We start from the raw sequence: 16,533 nt of genomic DNA on the forward strand, positions 1-16,533 counted from the left end.
GAGCCAGCCATGAGCCGCAAGCAAGCATTCCAGTTCCTCGATCTGCCCCGGACCATGCCGCAGCGCATCCCGGTCGAACTGCGCACCTCCGGCGACTGGGGTGAGCTGTACGGCAAGTTCGGCAAGGAAGACGCCCAGTACCAGGCCGGCCGCTGCCTGGACTGCGGCAACCCGTACTGCAGCTGGAAGTGCCCGGTGCACAACGCCATTCCGCAGTGGCTGCAGCTGGTCCAGGAAAACCGCATCCACGAAGCGGCCACCCTGTGCCACAGCACCAACCCGCTGCCGGAAGTGTGCGGCCGCGTCTGCCCGCAGGACCGCCTGTGCGAAGGCAGCTGCACGCTGGAGGAATTCGGCGCGGTGACCATCGGCGCGGTGGAGAAGTACATCGTCGATACCGCGCTGGCCAGCGGCTGGCGCCCCGACCTGGATGCGGTGCAGCCCACCGGCCAGAGCGTGGCGGTGATCGGTGCCGGTCCGGCCGGCCTGGCCTGTGCCGACCGCCTGGCGCGCGCCGGCATCACCGCCGTGGTCTACGACCGCTACGAACAGATCGGCGGCCTGCTGCAGTTCGGCATCCCCAGCTTCAAGCTGGACAAGGACGTGATCCACCGCCGCCGCGAGGTGCTGGAGGGCATGGGCGTGCAGTTCCGCCTGGGCGTGGAGATCGGCCGCGATGTCAGCGTGCAGCAGCTGCTGGACAGCCACGATGCGGTGTTCGTCGGCACTGGCGCCTACCGCTACACCGATGGTGGCCTGGACGGCCAGGACCTGAAGGGCGTGCTGCCGGCGCTGCCGTTCCTGGTGCAGAACAGCCGCATCGTCAGCGGCGATGACCCGAAGGGCCGGCCGATTGCCGGCTGGGAAGACACCATCGCCCTGCCCGACCTCAACGGCAAGCGCGTGGTCGTGCTCGGCGGCGGCGACACCGGCATGGACTGCGTGCGCAGCGCCGTGCGCCTGGGTGCGGCCAAGGTGACCTGCGCCTACCGCCGCGACGAGGCGAACATGCCCGGCAGCGCGCGCGAAGTGGCCAATGCGCGCGAGGAGGGCGTGCGTTTTCTGTTCAACCGCCAGCCGCTGTCGATCGAGGCCGGTGCCGATGACGAAGTGATCGGCGTGACCGTGGTCGAGACCCGCCTCGGCGAGCCCGATGCCAATGGCCGCCAGAACGCGGTGCCGATCGAGGGCAGCGAATCGCTGCTGGAAGCGGACGTGGTGATCATCGCGTTCGGTTTCTCGCCGACGCTGCCGGCGTGGCTGTCCGAGCACGGCGTGGAAGGCCAGTCCAATGGCCGCATCGTCGCCGGTGGCAAGGACCGCCTGCCGTACCAGACCTCGCACCCGCGCCTGTTCGCCGGTGGCGATGCGGTGCGCGGCGCGGACCTGGTGGTGACCGCCGTGGCCGAAGGGCGCGACGCCGCCGCCAGCATCGTGCGCCTACTGGCGCACTGAGCCGGCCGCCGCCGGGACCTGGGCGGCCTGTGGCGCCGACGCTGGAGGGGCGTCGCACGCAGGCAGGTACAGGTCCAGGCTGACCGTGGTGCCCTCGTCGGGGACGCTGTGCAGCTGCAGTTCGCCGCCCAGCGCGGCGGCCAGCTCGCGGCAGATGGCCAGGCCCAGGCCACTGCCACCGAAGCGGCGGGTGGTCGAGGCCTCGGCCTGGGTGTAAGGCGCGAACACCGCCCGCTGCCGTGCCGGGCTGATGCCCACGCCGGTGTCGGTCACCTGCAACCGCAGGTGCTGGCCTGCAGGCGCCTGGCGCTGCACCTGCAGGCGCAGCTCGACCCCGCCGTGCGCGGTGAACTTGAGCGCGTTGCCCGCCAGGTTGAACAGGATCTGCCGCAGGCGCAGGCCGTCGACCAGTGAGCCGGCCTGCAGCGCCGGGTCCAGCACGCAGTGCAGGTGCAGGCCCTTGCTCGCAGCCAGCGGCGCCAGCAGGCGCTGCACGCCCCGCAGCAGCGCGGCCAGATCGGTCGGCACCGCCTGGGAGGGGGCGGCGCCCTCGCGCTGCCGCTCGCTGTCCAGCACCTCGGCAAGGATCTGCCGCAGCATCGCGGCCGCCTCGTCGAGGGTGGCCAGCAGCTGCCGCTGGCGCGGGTCCAGCGACGTCTCTGCCAGGTCGTCGAGCATGCTCATCAGGGTATTCATTGGCGCACCGATCTCCTGGCTCATGCTGGCCAGGAAGTGGGCCTTGGCCACCACCGCCTGCTCGGCTTCGCGCCGTGCGTCGTTCAAGGTGGCCGCACGCACCTGCGCCTCGGTCACGTCCATCCAGTAGCCTGTCCATTCGACGCTGCTGCCATCGCCGTCGCTGCTGGCCACCGGCCGCCCGTGGGAACGCACCCAGCGCCAGCCCATCCGCCCGCGGGCGCGGAAGGTGACGTCGATCGGCCCGCGCACCAGCGCCGCCGCATCGACATGGGCCATCACCGGTCCGCGGTCCTCCGGGTGCACGGCCGCCAGCAGCCGCCAGTGCTCGACGCGCGCGGTGTCCACGCTGATGCCGAACAGCGCCTGCACGTCGCCGGTCAGGTAGAGCACGCTGTACTCACCCGTGGCGCTGCGCCGGGTCCGATAGACCACTGCGGGCAGACCCGCGCTGACCTCCTGCAGGCGCTGCTGCAGGGCACGGCGGCGCTGCGCTTCGCGATGCAGCCGCCAGTAGCCGAGGGCATGCACCAGGCCCAGCCCGAGCAGGGCCAGCAAGGCGGCGGCGAGGCCGCGCAGCCACGGCGGCATCGCTACGTCCGTCGACCTCGATGCCGGTTTGCCCGGTGTGGCCAAGGCAATGCCGCGCACGCTGGACAGCGGTGCCAGGTGAGGGTCGAACACAGCCAGCCAGTGCCGGCATGCCGGCGTCGTGGCCAGCACCAGGGCATCGTCGAAGCCGGCTGGCGCAGCGACCTGCAGCGCGTTGTCGTTGCCCTCCCGCAGCAGGCGCTCGACGTCGACCAGGTTGGCCACCACCGCATCCACCTGCGAGGCCACCAGCAGGCGCAGGGCGGTGTCCACCGCCATCGGTGGCAGCAGCAGCGCGCCGGGCGCCTGCCGCTGCAGCAGGGGCGACAGCTGTGCCGGATCGGGCGTGGCCACGGTCTGCCCGCGCAGCCCGCCCAGGTCGAGGATGGGCGGGGCATCGCGGCGGCGTACGATCACCTGCGGTATCTCGAGGTAGGTGGCGCTGGCCGGCCATCCCGAAGGCAGCTGCCCACGCGACCAGCCCAGCACGGCCTGCGTGCCGGCCAGCAGCTGGCCCTCGCCCAGCAGGTCGGCGGCCACCGGCTGCACCCGCAGCGTCGGCTCTGCAGTGCGCAGCGCGGCCAGCATCGCGGCGATGCCCCCGTGCACCGGCCCGGCCTGGCCGGCGGGTACCGAGGACGGCGCCGAGGCATGCACCAGCCGCAGCGGTCCGCTGCAGTCGTCGGCGCGCACTGGCAGCGCGGCCAGCAGGGCCAACAGCAGGCCGCCACACCGCCAGCGGCGGTGCGCAGCGGCGACATCAGGACAACCAGCGACACTCACGATTACTCCTCAGGCCGCAGACTGCACGAAGCAGCGGCCACCTGCCACGCTAGCGACGCGGCCCGCAGCGACAATGAGGAAAATTGCAAAACGCTCCAGTGATACTGATAGCGACATACACTGCCGCTTCCACCACAGAGGACGCCCGCGATGCGCATCGGCCTGGCCGCCAACCGCCTGCACCACCATGACGCGCGTGCCGCGCTGTTCCGCTGGCTGCGTGCCAGCGAGCCGGGCCTGCGCGAGCTGGGCGTATCCCTGCATGCAGTCGGCCGCACCCACGACGCGATCGAGCGCAACGGCTTCCTGTCCGGTTATGCGGGCCTGCATCGCTATCCCTACGGCCGCCAGGGCGGCCTGATGAAGCTGGTGGCCGAAGTGGTCGGCATGGGGCCGGAGCGCACCCTCGATGGCGCGATCTACCTGATCGATCCGGTCGACCCATCATCGGTGTTTCCCGAGGCGACCGCGCTCAAGCGCCAGTGCGTGATCCACGGCAAGCCGTTCATTTCGACCGTCGCCACCGCGCGCGACTGGATCGAGATCGAACGCGTCCACGCCGGATTGGCCGCCGATGCCGGTGCTGATGACCTGCATGCGTTCGAAGGACAGACCCTGGCGCTGATCGCCCACGATGCGATGAAGCCGGCGATGCTGGCCTTCGCCGACGAGCATTTCGACGTGCTGGCCCGCTTCGGTGAGCGCGTGGCCACCGGCACCACCGGCCAGCGCCTCAACGAGCTGGCGTGGAGCCGCGGCTGGCCCACCGATACGCCGTGGGTGACGCGCTACCAGAGCGGCCCGATGGGCGGCGATGCGCAGATTGCCGACCGCGTGCTGGAGGGCCGCTGCCAGCGCGCGATCTTCTTCGAGGATCCGCATGTGGCGCGCCAGCATGAGGCCGATATCCAGCTGCTGGAGCGGGCGGTGACGACGGTGACCGACGAGGCGGTGTGCATTACCGCACCGCGGGTGGCGGCACGCTGGGCGGCGGCGGCGGCGTTGCGCGCAGCCCGGTCTTGATTGCGGCCAACGGTCGGTAGAGTCGACTGTCAGTCGACTGGCGTTGTGGCGTGGCGTGGCCGGGCGGGGTGGGCCGCGCAGGGGACGCTGCAAGTACGTCCCTGTAAGCTCGGCCGCCGCATCCATGCGGCTCACGCCCCTGCGCAACCCACCCCACCCGGCCACGGACAGTTTCCGGTGTGCCCACCACGGAAGAAAGAAAGAAGAGCAGGAGCGGGTCGCGCGCTGCGCGCGCTCCTGTAGAGCCGAGCCCACGCTCGGCTGCTTCTCGTCGGGCTGACTGAACACCCCGCGCTTCGCAATGTCGCAATTCGCACGTTCGCGGGCGGGATCATTCATGGGCGGCAGCCCGCGATGATCTGCAAACTTTTCGAACTTTCCAACAATTCTCATTGGCAGCACGGGCGCTGCGTGCAAATCATGTCGAGCCACCGACAACGGGTGGCACGGGCTTGCAATCCCGTTGTGTAGATGCGTTGTTTACGCTTGTCGGTCGGCGCCGCTCTTTGCTTGTTGAGCGGCGTCGACTGGCAATCCGTCTGTGCCTCCATGGCGGACGGTGCGTGGGGGCCCTGTGCCCGCCGGCGTTCATGCATCTACCACCGGTATTGCAACCACGCATCGTCCGCCACCTCCGCAGCTGCGGGGTGGCTCTCTCTGCAACATGCACAGGAGACCGCCATGAGCGCCCATCGTTATCCCTTCCTGTTCGCCGCATTGGGCGACGCTGCCAATCAGCTGCCCAATGAAATCGCCCAGCCGCTGGAATCCACCCTGGCCGCCAACCAGACCGCCGACAGCATCTCGCTGCTGGGCAGCCTGCAGCGCATCGGCCAGAGCGAGGGCGCGGATGGTCAGCCGCTGCAGCGCACAGGACGGTCCCCTGGGCAATGCGTGGCCTTGTCCCGCATCCAGCGTGCCAATGCAGGGCTGACCTTCCTGCTGGAGCTGGCGCATGCCATCGAGCGTGTCCGTGTGAGCGGCGATATCAGCCAGCAGTTGAGCGATGGAGCGAGGGACAGCCTGCTGCTGGCCTGCCGGGGGCTGTCGGAATACGTGGACATGCAGGTGGATGCCGCCTGACGGTCAACCGTTATTGACCGCGCTGCGCGCGTCAGCCGAGCATGGGCTCGGCTCTACCGTTACAGCAGCTGGCGCAGCATCGCCTTCAGGCGTCTGCCTTCCAGCTGGAAGTAATCGCGCTGTTCGCGCCACGCGGGGAAGCGTTGTTCCACTTCCTGCCAAAACGCGGGCGAGTGGTTGGCCTGGATCAGGTGGCAGAGCTCGTGCACCAGCACGTATTCGAAGGCGTCGGGGCGGCCGAGCACCAGGGCCAGGTCCAGCGCCATGCTGCCGTCCGGGGCCAGCGAGCCCCATTGCGAGGACATCACCTTCAGGCGTACGCGGCTGGGCGCGCGCGGCAGGCCGGGCAGGTACTTCGGCAACCAGCGGCCGACGTCGGCGCGGGTCTGTGCTTCATAGAACTCACGCAGCAGTCGGCGCAGAGTGGCGTCGCCGGCACGGGTCGGCCACTGCACGCAGGCGCCATGCTCGTCGATCTCCAGGCGCGCGAAGCGGCCTTCCTGCCAACGCACCGGCAGCAGCTCGCCACGCAGTGGCAGCATGCCCTCCTCGCCCGGCTGCAGCGGTGCCGGCAGGCCGTTGTCCTGGTAGACGCGCAGCTGCAGCGCCAGCCAGTCGCGGTGCTGTTCGAGGAAGCGCTCGCCCATCACCAGGCTGGCCCGCGGCGGCAACGTCAGGCGCGCGCCGCGCTCATCCACGCTCAGCTTGATGCGCCGCGCGCGCGGATCGCGCACGCGCAGCACCTCGATCTCGGCATCGTCCAGGCGCAGGCGGACGGTGTCGCGCTGCACGGTGGCGGGCGGGGTCGGGCTGATCAGGCGGCGCAGCAGGCGGCTCATGTGCCCAGCATAGCGCTGCGCGGGGCCACTGGATGACCGGCGGCCCGCGCAGTGCCTGTTCAGTCAGCCTTGCTGAGCTTGAAGGCTTCTTCCAGCAGCAGGAACAGCCGGCGGATCTCGGCGCTCTGCAGGGCGAAGCGGGCGTCGAACTCGGCGCGGCGGCCGTCTTCGTCGGCATGCTCCAGCTGGTCCAGGGCGCCGTCGAGGAACTTCAGCTTGCGCACGATCAGGTCGTCGCCGATGACGAAGGACAGGTTGTCCTCGAAGATCAGCGCCAGCTTGGTCACCTGCTTGCCGGCGTCCAGGTGCTTGTCGATCTCGTCGCAGCGCAGTTCCTGGTGCTGGCACTTGACCACCGCGCCACCCTCCACCGGGTCCTTCATCTCGCACTCTTCGCCCAGGCTCAGGCCGGTCGGCAGCGGCTCGCCGGCGATCCAGCCGGTCAGGATCGAGCGCGGCGCGACTTCGGCGTTCAGCGGCATCGCCGGGAAGCTGCCGAGCAGGCCGCGGATGTCGGACATGAAGTACTCGCCGGTCTTGCGGCTGGAGGTGTCCACCGCGACATAGCCGTGCTGCAGGTCGATGAAGGCATCGTTGCGCGAGGACTTCACGAAGGCGCGCGGCAGCAGTTCATGCAGCAGGTCGTCCTTCATGCGCTTGCGCTCGCGGCCACCGGGGCGGCGGCCTTCCTTCTCCTCGATCTCCTCCAGCTTGCGCTCGAGCAGGTCGTTGACCACCGCCGCCGGCAGGATCTTGTCCTCGCCGCCCACGGTCAGCCACAGGTGTTCGGCGATGCGGTGCGACAGCAGCTCCTTCTCCTCGCGGCCGAAGGGCGAGATGAAGCCACGCGAATTCATTTCCAGCGCACCGACCGGCTTGAGCAGGGCGTGCGGCAGCAGGGTGTCCACTTCGGAGAAATCGGTGGTGGTCGGGAAACGGAAGAACGTCAGGTTGCGAAAGAACATGGAATTCCGGATGGCGAAGAGGAAGGGCGTCCCACCTTAAAGGGCGGGCGTCTCGGGTGCTGCGTCGGCATCGGCCGGCGAACCGGCCAGCCAGGCATGGGCATCGGACAAGGGTGCCTCGTCGCGACGGCCCAGCGCCATGAAATCGAACAGACTGGCGTCGGCCAGCTGCGAGGGGTGGATCTGGCCCATGGCCCGGGCGATCTGGTCGATGCGGCCGGGATGTTCCTTTTCCCACTGCTGGAGCATCAGCCCGACCTGGCGGCGTTGCAGGTTTTCCTGGCTGCCACACAGATTGCACGGGATGATCGGGAAATCACGTGCCTGGGCGTACGCGACGATATCGCGCTCGCGTACGTAGGCCAGTGGACGGATGACCACGTGGCGGCCGTCGTCGCTGCGCAGTTTCGGCGGCATGCCCGACAGCTTGGCGTGGTGGAACAGGTTCATGAAGAAGGTGGCCACCATGTCGTCGCGGTGGTGGCCCAGCGCGATGCGGGTGAAGCCGTGCTTCTCGGCATGGTTGTACAGCGCGCCGCGGCGCAGGCGCGAGCACAGCGAACACATCGTGCGGCCTTCCGGGATGACCCGGCTGACCACCGAATAGGTGTCCTGCTCGATGATCTGGTACGCCACGCCCAGGCGGGCCAGGTAGTCCGGCAGCACGTGTTCGGGGAAGCCGGGCTGCTTCTGGTCCAGGTTGACCGCGACCAGCTCGAACGGCACCGGGGCCTTCTTCTGCAGCTGCAGCAGGAGGTCCAGCAGGGTGTAGCTGTCCTTGCCGCCGGACAGGCAGACCATCACCTTGTCGCCGGCCTCGATCATGCCGTAATCGGCAATGGCCTGGCCGACCTGGCGGCGCAGGCGCTTGGCCAGCGGCTGCTCCCCACGCAGGTGTTCCGCGCGCGGGCCCACGCGCGGTGCGACAGGCGCACGCGGCAAGGGATCGGGCAGGGAAATCACGGCGCTCATGGCTGCCATTCTACCGGCTTGGGACCGGCGCCGGCCGCGGCGCGGGGTTGCCCTCTCCCGATGGTCATCGGCGCTGTGTATGCTCGGAGGCTGTGGATACCTACAGCCCCGCCGAGATCGTCGAACGCCTCGTCGCCCTGCGCGCCGAACACCGCGTGCTGGATGAACAGATCACCCGGATGGCCGCCAATGGCGAGGACGAGCTGGAGTCGAAACGGCTGAAGCGGCGCAAGCTGCAGTTGAAGGACTGCATCGCGAAGCTGGAGAGCCTGCAGATTCCGGACGAGCCGGCGTAAGCGGGGGCCCATCCACGCGTGGCGTGGATCCATCGCCGGGCATGGCCCGGCGCTACCGTGTCGGGGCGTTACCCGTTCGGGATGACCACATCGGCGTTCCACGCCGGTTCGCCGTCGACACTCAGGTCGCAGCGGCGCACGGCGCCCTCCGCGCGGCAGTGCAGGCGCAGCGGGTGGCCGTACCAGTCCCCCTGCAGGCCCGTGCCGACCACCGCGTCTTCCTCGCCGGCGATGCGTTCGGCATCGGCCAGCCACAGCGTGTAGCGCGGCGCGCTGCCGTCAGCGGCGTCCACGCACAGGCGCACCGGTGCATCGGCCAGCCGGCCCGGCAGGGTGTCCTCCACGCAGGCCGGCGCGGCCTGGGCCGTCACCGCGGCGAGCAGCATGGCCGGCAGCAGCCACGCGGGGCTGATCCACCGGCCAGGGCGGCTCATGCCTGCGGCGTCGGCTCGTCGGGGCGTGCCGCTTCCGGGCTGACGCGCTCGATGGTGTGGCGCAGTTCGCGGCCGAGGATGAACTTGGCGTCCTTGGCCCAGCTGTCCAGGCGGTCGTCGAACAGCAGCTTGCTGTTCTCGTCCGGCCACACCAAGCGCAGCTCGCGCAGCTTCTGGATGAAGCCACGGAACAGCGACTTGTCAAAGAACTCCGGCGCGGCCGGCGCGTACAGCAGGCTGAGGCGCTGCGCGGCCTGCTGGCACAGGCTTTCCAGCTCGGCGGTACCCAGCGTGCCCGGGCCGTTCTTCACCAGCACCGAAATGGCGATGTAGTAACGCTCGAACGCCTGCTGCAGCGAATGGCCGATGGCACGCAGGCGGAACACCTCGTCGGTCTGCCCGGTGTTGCGGGTCAGCATGCCGCCGTCATCGTCGGCGACCTGCTGCAGCAGGCCTTCGCGGATGAACACGTCGATGGTCTGCTCGATGCGCTGGGCGAACTCGTCCTCGCTCCACGGCAGGAACAGCTCGGCCTGCAGGAACGGGTACACGGTGCGGCCCAGGCGGACCAGGCCGGCACGGCTCATGCGGCGGTTGTTCTGGAAGCAGCAGGCCACCCACGACGAGGCGGTGAACAGGTGCACCACGTTGTTGCGGAAGTAGCTGAGCAGCACCGCGGTATCGCCACTGACGCTGAGCACGTCGCCCAGCGGGTGCTTGATGCGGGTGAGGACGTTGATTTCCTCGGCGTGGGCGATGATCCGCTCCGGCGAGTGCGGGGTCACCGTCACCCGGCCCGAATACGGCATCTCTTCCAGCAGGGTCTTGCACAGCTCGATCTGCGCGATCAGGTCGGCCTCGCCCATCGCGTGCTTGGGCGTGGACAGCAGCGCCAGCGCCAGCAGGTTGATCGGGTTGACGTCGGCGGCGCCGTTGATGCGCACCTGGATGCGGTCGGCCAGGGTGTCGACGGTGGTCGACAGCCACGACGGCTTCTCGTCCTCCGGCACCGCCTCGCCGTTCCACTCCGGCGCCTTCTCGGCCAGCACGTCGTTCAGGGCGATCGGTTCGCCGAAGTTCACCACCACCTGGCCGTAGTTCTGCTTGAGCACCTTCGGGATGCCCCACAGCAGCGACCAGATCGACTCCTTCTCCTTCGGCCGCCCGGACAGTTCGTCCAGGTAGCTGCCACCTTCCATCAGCTTCTCGTAGCCGATGTAGATGGGCTGGAACAGCACCGGCTTGCGCGGCTGGCGCAGGAACGCGCGCAGGGTCATCGAGATCATGCCGCCCTTGGGCTGCAGCAGGCGCCCAGTGCGCGAACGGCCACCCTCGACGAAGTACTCGATGGAATAGCCACCGGCCACCAGCTGCGCGACGTATTCGCTGAGCACGGCCGAGTACAGCGCGTTGCCGCGGATCGAACGGCGGATGAAGAACGCACCGCCCTTGCGCAGCAGGGTGCCGACCACCGGCAGGTTCAGGTTGATGCCGGCCACGATGTGCGGCGGCACGATGCCACGGTCGTACAGCAGGTAGGACAGCAGCAGGTAGTCCATGTGGCTGCGGTGGCTGGGCACGTACACCACTTCGTGGCCCGGCGCGGCGGCCTTGAACTTGTCCAGGTGGTGCACCAGCACGCCGGCGTAGATGCGGTTCCACACGTGGCTGAGCATGAAGCTGGCCGAACGCACTACCGGGCTGGAATAGTCCGCGGCGATTTCCCAGGCGTAGGCGTGCGCCTTCTTCCAGGCGTCGGCCGGCTTGGAGTTGTCGCGCTTGGCCTGGGCGGCGATCGCCTCGCGCACCGGTTCGGCGGCCAGCACCTGGTCCACCAGCAGGCGGCGGGTGGACAGGTCGGGGCCGATGACCGATTCACGGATGCGGCGGAAATGGGTACGCAGCACGCGCTGCAGCTTGCGCACGGTGCGCTCGGGCTCCAGGCCCTCGTCCACGGTGCTGCGCAGCGAGATCGGCGGGGCGAAGCGCACGATGGTGCTGCGCCCGTTCAGCAGCAGGCCCAGCAGGCGGCGGAAGCGGCCGACCAGCGCCCAGTTTTCCGAGAACAGCACAGCGAACCAGCCGCTCTGCTTGTCCGGCGCGCGGCCGACGAAGATCGACACCGGCACCAGGTGCACGTCCAGGTCGTCGCGTACGCGGTGCGCCTGCAGGACCTTGGCCAGCGAATCGGAGTGGGTCTTGGCGCCGCGCTGTTCAGGGATCAGCGAATTGCTGGAACTGCGCCGCGACAGCGCGAGGTAGGCGCGCTTGCGGCCGGTCGGGTCACCGGCCAGCGGCACCAGCGGCGACGGCAGGCCGGCCTGGCGGCAGGCCTTGTCCAGGATCAGCGCGTTGGACAGGCCGTAGTCTTCCAGCACGTACACGACCGGGCGGCCGTCGTTGTACTGGCCCGGGTCCTCCGGCTCGATCTTCAGCGCCAGCCACGGCTCGACCAGGCGGCCCAGCAGGCGCGCCCAGAAGGGGCGACGGCCAGCGGGACGGGCGTGCGCGGGCGGCGGCACCGGATTGGGGCCGGTGCCGGTCGAGGGAGACGCCGCGGCCGGATCGGCGGGCGTCTGCTGGGGTTCTTCGCCGGGGAACGGCAGCGGGTTCTGTTTCGACATCGGCGCCATTATGGCTTAGGCGGCGTGGTTGCCGCTTCCCCGCCGGCGGCGGGGGCCTCTGCGGGCTCCGGCGCGGCGGCCGCGCGGGCCGCATCGGCCTTGCGCAGCAGGGCATCGGTATCGGCCAAGGTGCGGGTCAGGTACCAGTGGCCTTCGCGCCGGCTCAGCGGCAGCTGCAGCTGCAGGGTGCGCCCGGCCAGCTCGTATTCCATGCGGACCAGGGCGTTGTCGCCTTCCACCGAGAGCAGCTCCCCGCGCAGGCTGCGCAGGGCGTCGTCCACGCCCAGCCCGTAGCTGGCCAGCACCGCCTTGACGGTGTGCAGGAACGGCGCCAGCTGCTGCAGGCTGCCTTCCATGCCGGCTGCACGCAGGCCGTCCTCGTTGTCGAAGCCGACCTTGGCGGCGGCCTCGACCAGCGCGGCGATGCTGCTGCGGGCGCGGGCCCGGTCGCTGATCGGCGCGCCCTGCGCCCAGCCGGCCAGGGTTTCCACCAGGGCGATGTAATGCGTCTGCTGGCTGGGGGTGTAGCCCTTCTGGTGGCGCAGGTACTGCACGCCGAAGTTGCCCATCGACTGCGCCGCCTGGCGCACCGCGCTGGCCTGGCCGGCCAGCTGGCGGTCGAAGCTGCGCTGCAGCTGGGCGGCGGCCTGCGGCTCGCGCAGCGCGGCCAGCATCGGCAGCATCTGGTCACCCAGCGGCAGTTCGCCCAGCGGCCACTGGCTGTGGCCGTCGGTCCAGGCCTGCTGCAGCCGCTGGTACTGGCCCGGCGGCACCGACAGGCGCGCGTAGCCGACCAGGTCATCCTCGACCAGGCGCTGGGCCATGGCCTGCACCGCCGCCACCGGCTCGGCCGCCGGCTTGGCCGGGTCGCTGCCGGATTGGCGGCACGCCGCCACCGCCAGCAGCACCATGGCTGCCAGCCCCCATCCACGCGCGGACCTTCCTCGCACTGCCAAGCTCATGCAATCGGACTCCCCGTACCGGCCCGCATCTTGCGGCCTGCAAGGTGACAGCGGCAAGCCGTGCGGTCACGGTTCCGCCAGGAAAGGGGGCCGATCGGCGGGGTCGGATCCCTTTCGCAGGCGAAAGGGCTCTGACCCCGGGCGATAAAAAAAGAGCCCGGATCACAGGGATCGCAGGCTCTTCAAACCGGCGCGAGGCCGGTGGACAGTTGTGGCACATCTCCGGCCCAGGGACCGGATGGCGGCGATGCTACGCCGCCTCCGAAGTTAAGGCAATACGTCATGTAACATGACTTAAATATTTGATTTTATTGAATCAATCCTTCTGCCAGACCGCTTCAATGAAATCTACGGCATGTTTTTCGGCGATTCGGGCATAAACGCCGGGGTAGCCGGACCGCGCGCAGCCCTCGCCCCAGCTGACGATGCCGAACTGGGTCCAGCCGTCGCGCAGCTTGAGCATCAGCGGGCCGCCGGAATCGCCCTGGCAGCTGTCCAGGCCCTCGCGCCCGGCACAGATGACCTTGCCCCGCGCGAGCTCGCCGGCGTAGGCCTGCTGGCACTCGGCAAATGGCACGAACGGCACCTGCACCGTCTGCAGCTGGGTGGGCGACGTATCGGCGCCCTCCTCGGTGGTGCCCCAGCCGATCACGGTGAAGTCGCGGCCGGGCTTGAGGTAGCTGGCGTCCGGGCGCAGCCGCAGTGCCACCGGCTGCGCGTCGGCCAGCGGGGCGTCCAGCTGGATCAGGGCGAGGTCGTGTTCCAGCGAATTGCCGCTGTTGAAGGCCGGATGCATATGGATGGCCTTGACGTTGGAAGCGCGCGGCGCGGCATCGGTGGACAGCGCGGTGAGGTTGCCGATGATGGTCAGGCCGGCGGGCGAATTGCCCTGCACGCAGTGCGCGGCGGTCAGCACCCACGACGGCGAGATGAGGGTGCCACCGCAGAAGTGGCGGTCGTGATCGGTGTCGCCGAAGGCCAGGCCCTGCAGGCTGACCATGAACGGGTACTGCCCCGGCTGGGCGTCCTCGCCGCCGATGATGCGCGGCGTTTCGCGCGGTTGCGGTGCGGCGAAGGCGGGTGCTGCGAACGCCAGCAACAGGCCGGCAAGAACTGCAGAGGTGCTGCGATACATATCCGTGTACTCCCTCTTGGATGATTGGAACCGGCGCAGCCGTGAGCGGCGCCGGTGCATCGATTGGGAGGGAGGGACATCCGGATCCAGTGCGACCGCGCGCACGGTTCGTCGCTGCGGGGTCGACTGCGACAGCGCCGGGCGCACAAATGCGAACGCCATCCCGCACGGAGCGGGATGGCGTTCGGTATTGCGGTGTGACCGGCAGCGCCGGCCGGATCAGCGTGCAGCCAGAGCCGACGCGATTTCCTGCTGGATGGCCCGCGCGGCCGCCTGCGGATCGGCGGCCAGGCGGATCGGACGACCGACCACGATGGCATCGGCGCCGTCGGCGAAGGCCTGGGCCACGCCGACGGTACGCTTCTGGTCATCGCCGACCGGGCCACCCGGACGGATGCCCGGGCAGACGATCGAGAACCCGGCGCCGGTGGCGGCACGGATCGGGCCGGCTTCCTGGCCGGAGGCGATCACGCCATCAATGCCGGCGGCCTGGGCGGCCAGCGCGCGCTCGACCACCACGTCCACCGGCTCGCGGTCGATGCCCATCTGGGCAAGGTCCGGGCGCCCCATCGAGGTCAGCACGGTCACCGCCAGCAGGCGCATGTCGCTGCTGTTGGCGGCCGCGCAGGCCTCCATCATCGCCGGGTGCCAGCCATGGATGGTGGCGTAGCTGACCGGCCACTGCGACAGGCGCTTGATCACCGCCGCAGCGGTGGCCGGGATGTCGAAGAACTTCAGGTCGACGAACACGCGCTTGTCGCGGCGGGCCAGCTCGTCCAGCACTTGGAAATACTCGCCGGAGGCGAGCAGTTCCATGCCGATCTTGTAGAACGCCACGCTGTCGCCCAGGCGATCGACCCATTCCAGCGCCTGCACGCGGTCAGGCACGTCCAGGGCGAAGATCAGCCGTTCGTCATCGCGCAGCGGCAGCGGTGCGCGGCTCACGGTGCGTAATCCAGCGCGGCGCGCTTGGCGTCGTGGCGGGCCTGGCGCGACTGGGTGTAGTCGTTGTTGAACTGGGCCGGCTCGAAACCGCCGTAGGTCGGGTTCGGCAGCATCCACCAGCGCTCGCCGAACCAGTCGTGGTACTGCTGCAGCAGTGCATCGCGGCCTTCGTTGGTGTTGGCGGTCACTTCCACGAAGTCACCCATCTGGTCACCGAACTGCATCAGCACGCGGTACTGCTGGCCGGCCAGGCGGCGGCGGCAGTTCTTCTCGCTGCCGTTCTGCTCGCAGTCCTTGACCACGGTGCCCAGGCCGAGGAACACGCTGTCGTCGGCCACCGGCAGGCCCTGCTCGCGCAGGTTGGCCAGGGTCGCGTCTTTCAGGTGCACGGCGCGGTTGGAGATGTACAGCAGGGTCACGCCCTTGGCATTGGCGGCCTTGGCGAAATCAACCACGCCGGGGATGGCCTTGGCCTTCTTCTCGGCCACCCACTGGTCCCAGGTCAGCTCGTCGTATTCCTTGCCGTCGCGCACCAGGCGCGCCTGGTAGGGCGAGTTGTCCAGCACGGTTTCATCCACGTCCAGCACCACGGCCGGCTTCAGGCCCTTGGCCGCGTTGCCGCGTTCTTCCGGCACCAGCGCGTCCCAGTGGGCTTCCTTCAGCGCGGCGTCCAGGTGGTCGGCGGCGGCGCGGTAGGTCTGTTCGGTGATCGCCTTGTACTCCTGCGCGCGCTGCATCCACAGCACGGCATTGAGGTTGTCGTTGGCGGTCGCATCACGCGCACCGTCGGCCTTGGCGGCCGCGGCCGGGGCGTCGGGGGCGGGGGCCTCGGCGGCAGGCGCATCGACGCGCTTGCAGGCGGACAGGCCGATCGCCGCAGTGGCGAGCAGGGTCAGGGACAGGGAAAAGGGACGACGCATCAGGATTCACCGGCAATCAGATATACCCGGCCATTTTACCGGCAAAGATGACCGTGGCACGGCTATGCTTCGGGGTTGACCCGTTGCCTTGCGGAGGCCGCCATGACCGATCCCGTCCAGACCCCCGACGTCCCCCTGCTCGATGCCGTCCAGGCCCGCCTGCTGGGCTGCCTGGTGGAAAAGGAGGCGACCACCCCGGACACCTACCCGCTGACGGTCAACGCCGCGCAGTCGGCGGCCAACCAGAAGACCGCCCGCGAGCCGGTGATGAACGTCGATGCCGGCAGCGTGCAGCACGCCCTGCGCCAGCTGGAGACGCTGGGCCTGGCGCGCCAGCACTTCTCCTCGCGCGCCGACCGCTACGAGCACCGCCTGCAGGGCGCGCTGGACCTGACCCGGCAGCAGACCGTGCTGCTGGCGATGCTGCTGCTGCGCGGCCCGCAGACCCTGGGCGAGCTGGTCACCCGCAGCGAGCGCCTGTACCGCTTCGCCGATGTGGACGAAGCCCGCCACGCCATCGAGCGCCTGCAGCAACGCGCCCTGCTGGTGGTGCTGCCGCGCGCCAGCGGCCAGCGCGAGGACCGCTACATGCACCTGCTGTGCGGTGAGGTGGACGGTGCGGCGCTGGCCGCGAAGTACGCCAGCAGCGGCGGTGGCAGCAGCGAAGCGGCCGACCCCGGCCTGGCCGAGCGCGTGGCCCAGCTGGAAGCGGCAGTGGCCGAGCTGCAGGCCCAGCTGGCGGAACTGCGCGGCGGTTGAGGGGGTGGGGGGGGGGGGGGGGGGGGGGGGGGGGGGGGGGGGGGGGGGGGG

Annotated in this window: 15 protein-coding genes; 5 read left to right on the plus strand and 10 right to left on the minus strand. The window is 69.6% G+C overall.

Features of this window, described 5'->3' with window-relative positions:
• Positions 1 to 9 precede the first annotated feature (9 nt).
• The gene (locus tag IAE56_RS00465; protein ID WP_108767229.1) at positions 10 to 1,455 is read left to right on the plus strand and encodes an FAD-dependent oxidoreductase; all 1,446 of its coding nucleotides are present in this window, start codon (positions 10 to 12) and stop codon (positions 1,453 to 1,455) included.
• Here IAE56_RS00465 and IAE56_RS00470 read toward each other — a convergent pair.
• Entirely contained in the window at positions 1,441 to 3,525 is a 2,085-nt protein-coding gene (locus IAE56_RS00470; RefSeq protein ID WP_325167148.1) for an ATP-binding protein, read from the minus strand. The genes IAE56_RS00465 and IAE56_RS00470 overlap by 15 nt on opposite strands.
• A gap of 150 nt (positions 3,526 to 3,675) precedes the next feature.
• Between IAE56_RS00470 and IAE56_RS00475 the strand changes: the two genes are divergently transcribed.
• Both IAE56_RS00475 and IAE56_RS00480 read left to right on the plus strand, forming a co-directional pair.
• The gene (locus IAE56_RS00475; protein WP_108767228.1) at positions 3,676 to 4,548 is read left to right on the plus strand and encodes a methylglyoxal synthase; all 873 of its coding nucleotides are present in this window, start codon (positions 3,676 to 3,678) and stop codon (positions 4,546 to 4,548) included.
• Between the two features lie 681 nt (positions 4,549 to 5,229).
• Complete coding sequence (locus tag IAE56_RS00480; protein WP_200751021.1) at positions 5,230 to 5,631, plus strand: hypothetical protein; 402 nt, start codon at positions 5,230 to 5,232, stop codon at positions 5,629 to 5,631.
• A 59-nt stretch (positions 5,632 to 5,690) separates the two neighbouring features.
• Here the strand turns inward: IAE56_RS00480 and IAE56_RS00485 are convergent, their stop codons facing one another.
• From IAE56_RS00485 to ttcA, 3 genes are read right to left on the minus strand one after another with little or no spacing between them, the layout of a single operon-like run.
• Positions 5,691 to 6,470, minus strand: a complete 780-nt coding sequence (locus IAE56_RS00485; protein ID WP_200751022.1) for a SprT family zinc-dependent metalloprotease — start codon at positions 6,468 to 6,470, stop codon at positions 5,691 to 5,693.
• Between the two features lie 59 nt (positions 6,471 to 6,529).
• Positions 6,530 to 7,435: a recombination-associated protein RdgC gene (locus IAE56_RS00490; RefSeq protein ID WP_005411825.1), complete on the minus strand. Its 906-nt coding sequence runs from the start codon at positions 7,433 to 7,435 to the stop codon at positions 6,530 to 6,532.
• A 36-nt stretch (positions 7,436 to 7,471) separates the two neighbouring features.
• The gene (gene ttcA / locus IAE56_RS00495) at positions 7,472 to 8,407 is read right to left on the minus strand and encodes a tRNA 2-thiocytidine(32) synthetase TtcA (RefSeq protein ID WP_234455794.1); all 936 of its coding nucleotides are present in this window, start codon (positions 8,405 to 8,407) and stop codon (positions 7,472 to 7,474) included.
• A 92-nt stretch (positions 8,408 to 8,499) separates the two neighbouring features.
• Here ttcA and IAE56_RS00500 point away from each other — a divergent pair, with 92 nt between their 5' ends.
• The gene (locus tag IAE56_RS00500; RefSeq protein ID WP_079224582.1) at positions 8,500 to 8,703 is read left to right on the plus strand and encodes a YdcH family protein; all 204 of its coding nucleotides are present in this window, start codon (positions 8,500 to 8,502) and stop codon (positions 8,701 to 8,703) included.
• Positions 8,704 to 8,771: 68 nt separating this feature from the next.
• Here IAE56_RS00500 and IAE56_RS00505 read toward each other — a convergent pair whose 3' ends face one another.
• From IAE56_RS00505 to IAE56_RS00530, 6 genes are all read right to left on the minus strand, one after another.
• Positions 8,772 to 9,137: a hypothetical protein gene (locus IAE56_RS00505; RefSeq protein WP_200751024.1), complete on the minus strand. Its 366-nt coding sequence runs from the start codon at positions 9,135 to 9,137 to the stop codon at positions 8,772 to 8,774.
• On the minus strand, positions 9,134 to 11,770 hold the full coding sequence (gene plsB, locus IAE56_RS00510) for a glycerol-3-phosphate 1-O-acyltransferase PlsB (RefSeq protein WP_200751025.1): 2,637 nt from the start codon (positions 11,768 to 11,770) through the stop codon (positions 9,134 to 9,136). The genes IAE56_RS00505 and plsB overlap by 4 nt, the downstream gene beginning before the upstream one ends.
• Positions 11,770 to 12,723, minus strand: a complete 954-nt coding sequence (locus IAE56_RS00515; protein ID WP_108767222.1) for a hypothetical protein — start codon at positions 12,721 to 12,723, stop codon at positions 11,770 to 11,772. Before IAE56_RS00515 ends, plsB begins: the two co-directional genes overlap by 1 nt.
• Positions 12,724 to 13,039: 316 nt before the next feature.
• A complete protein-coding gene (locus IAE56_RS00520; RefSeq protein ID WP_200751026.1) occupies positions 13,040 to 13,858 on the minus strand; it encodes a serine protease in 819 nt (272 codons plus the stop codon).
• Between the two features lie 219 nt (positions 13,859 to 14,077).
• Positions 14,078 to 14,803: an orotidine-5'-phosphate decarboxylase gene (pyrF, locus tag IAE56_RS00525; protein ID WP_071228639.1), complete on the minus strand. Its 726-nt coding sequence runs from the start codon at positions 14,801 to 14,803 to the stop codon at positions 14,078 to 14,080.
• Positions 14,800 to 15,723, minus strand: coding sequence for a 5'-nucleotidase, lipoprotein e(P4) family (locus tag IAE56_RS00530; protein WP_200751027.1), 924 nt, complete (start codon positions 15,721 to 15,723; stop codon positions 14,800 to 14,802). The genes pyrF and IAE56_RS00530 overlap by 4 nt, the downstream gene beginning before the upstream one ends.
• 102 nt (positions 15,724 to 15,825) lie before the next feature.
• Here IAE56_RS00530 and IAE56_RS00535 point away from each other — a divergent pair, with 102 nt between their 5' ends.
• The gene (locus tag IAE56_RS00535; RefSeq protein WP_108757885.1) at positions 15,826 to 16,482 is read left to right on the plus strand and encodes a DUF480 domain-containing protein; all 657 of its coding nucleotides are present in this window, start codon (positions 15,826 to 15,828) and stop codon (positions 16,480 to 16,482) included.
• The last annotated feature ends 51 nt before the right edge of the window (positions 16,483 to 16,533 follow it).

Source organism: Stenotrophomonas sp. S41 (assembly GCF_016624625.1).
GTDB lineage: Bacteria > Pseudomonadota > Gammaproteobacteria > Xanthomonadales > Xanthomonadaceae > Stenotrophomonas.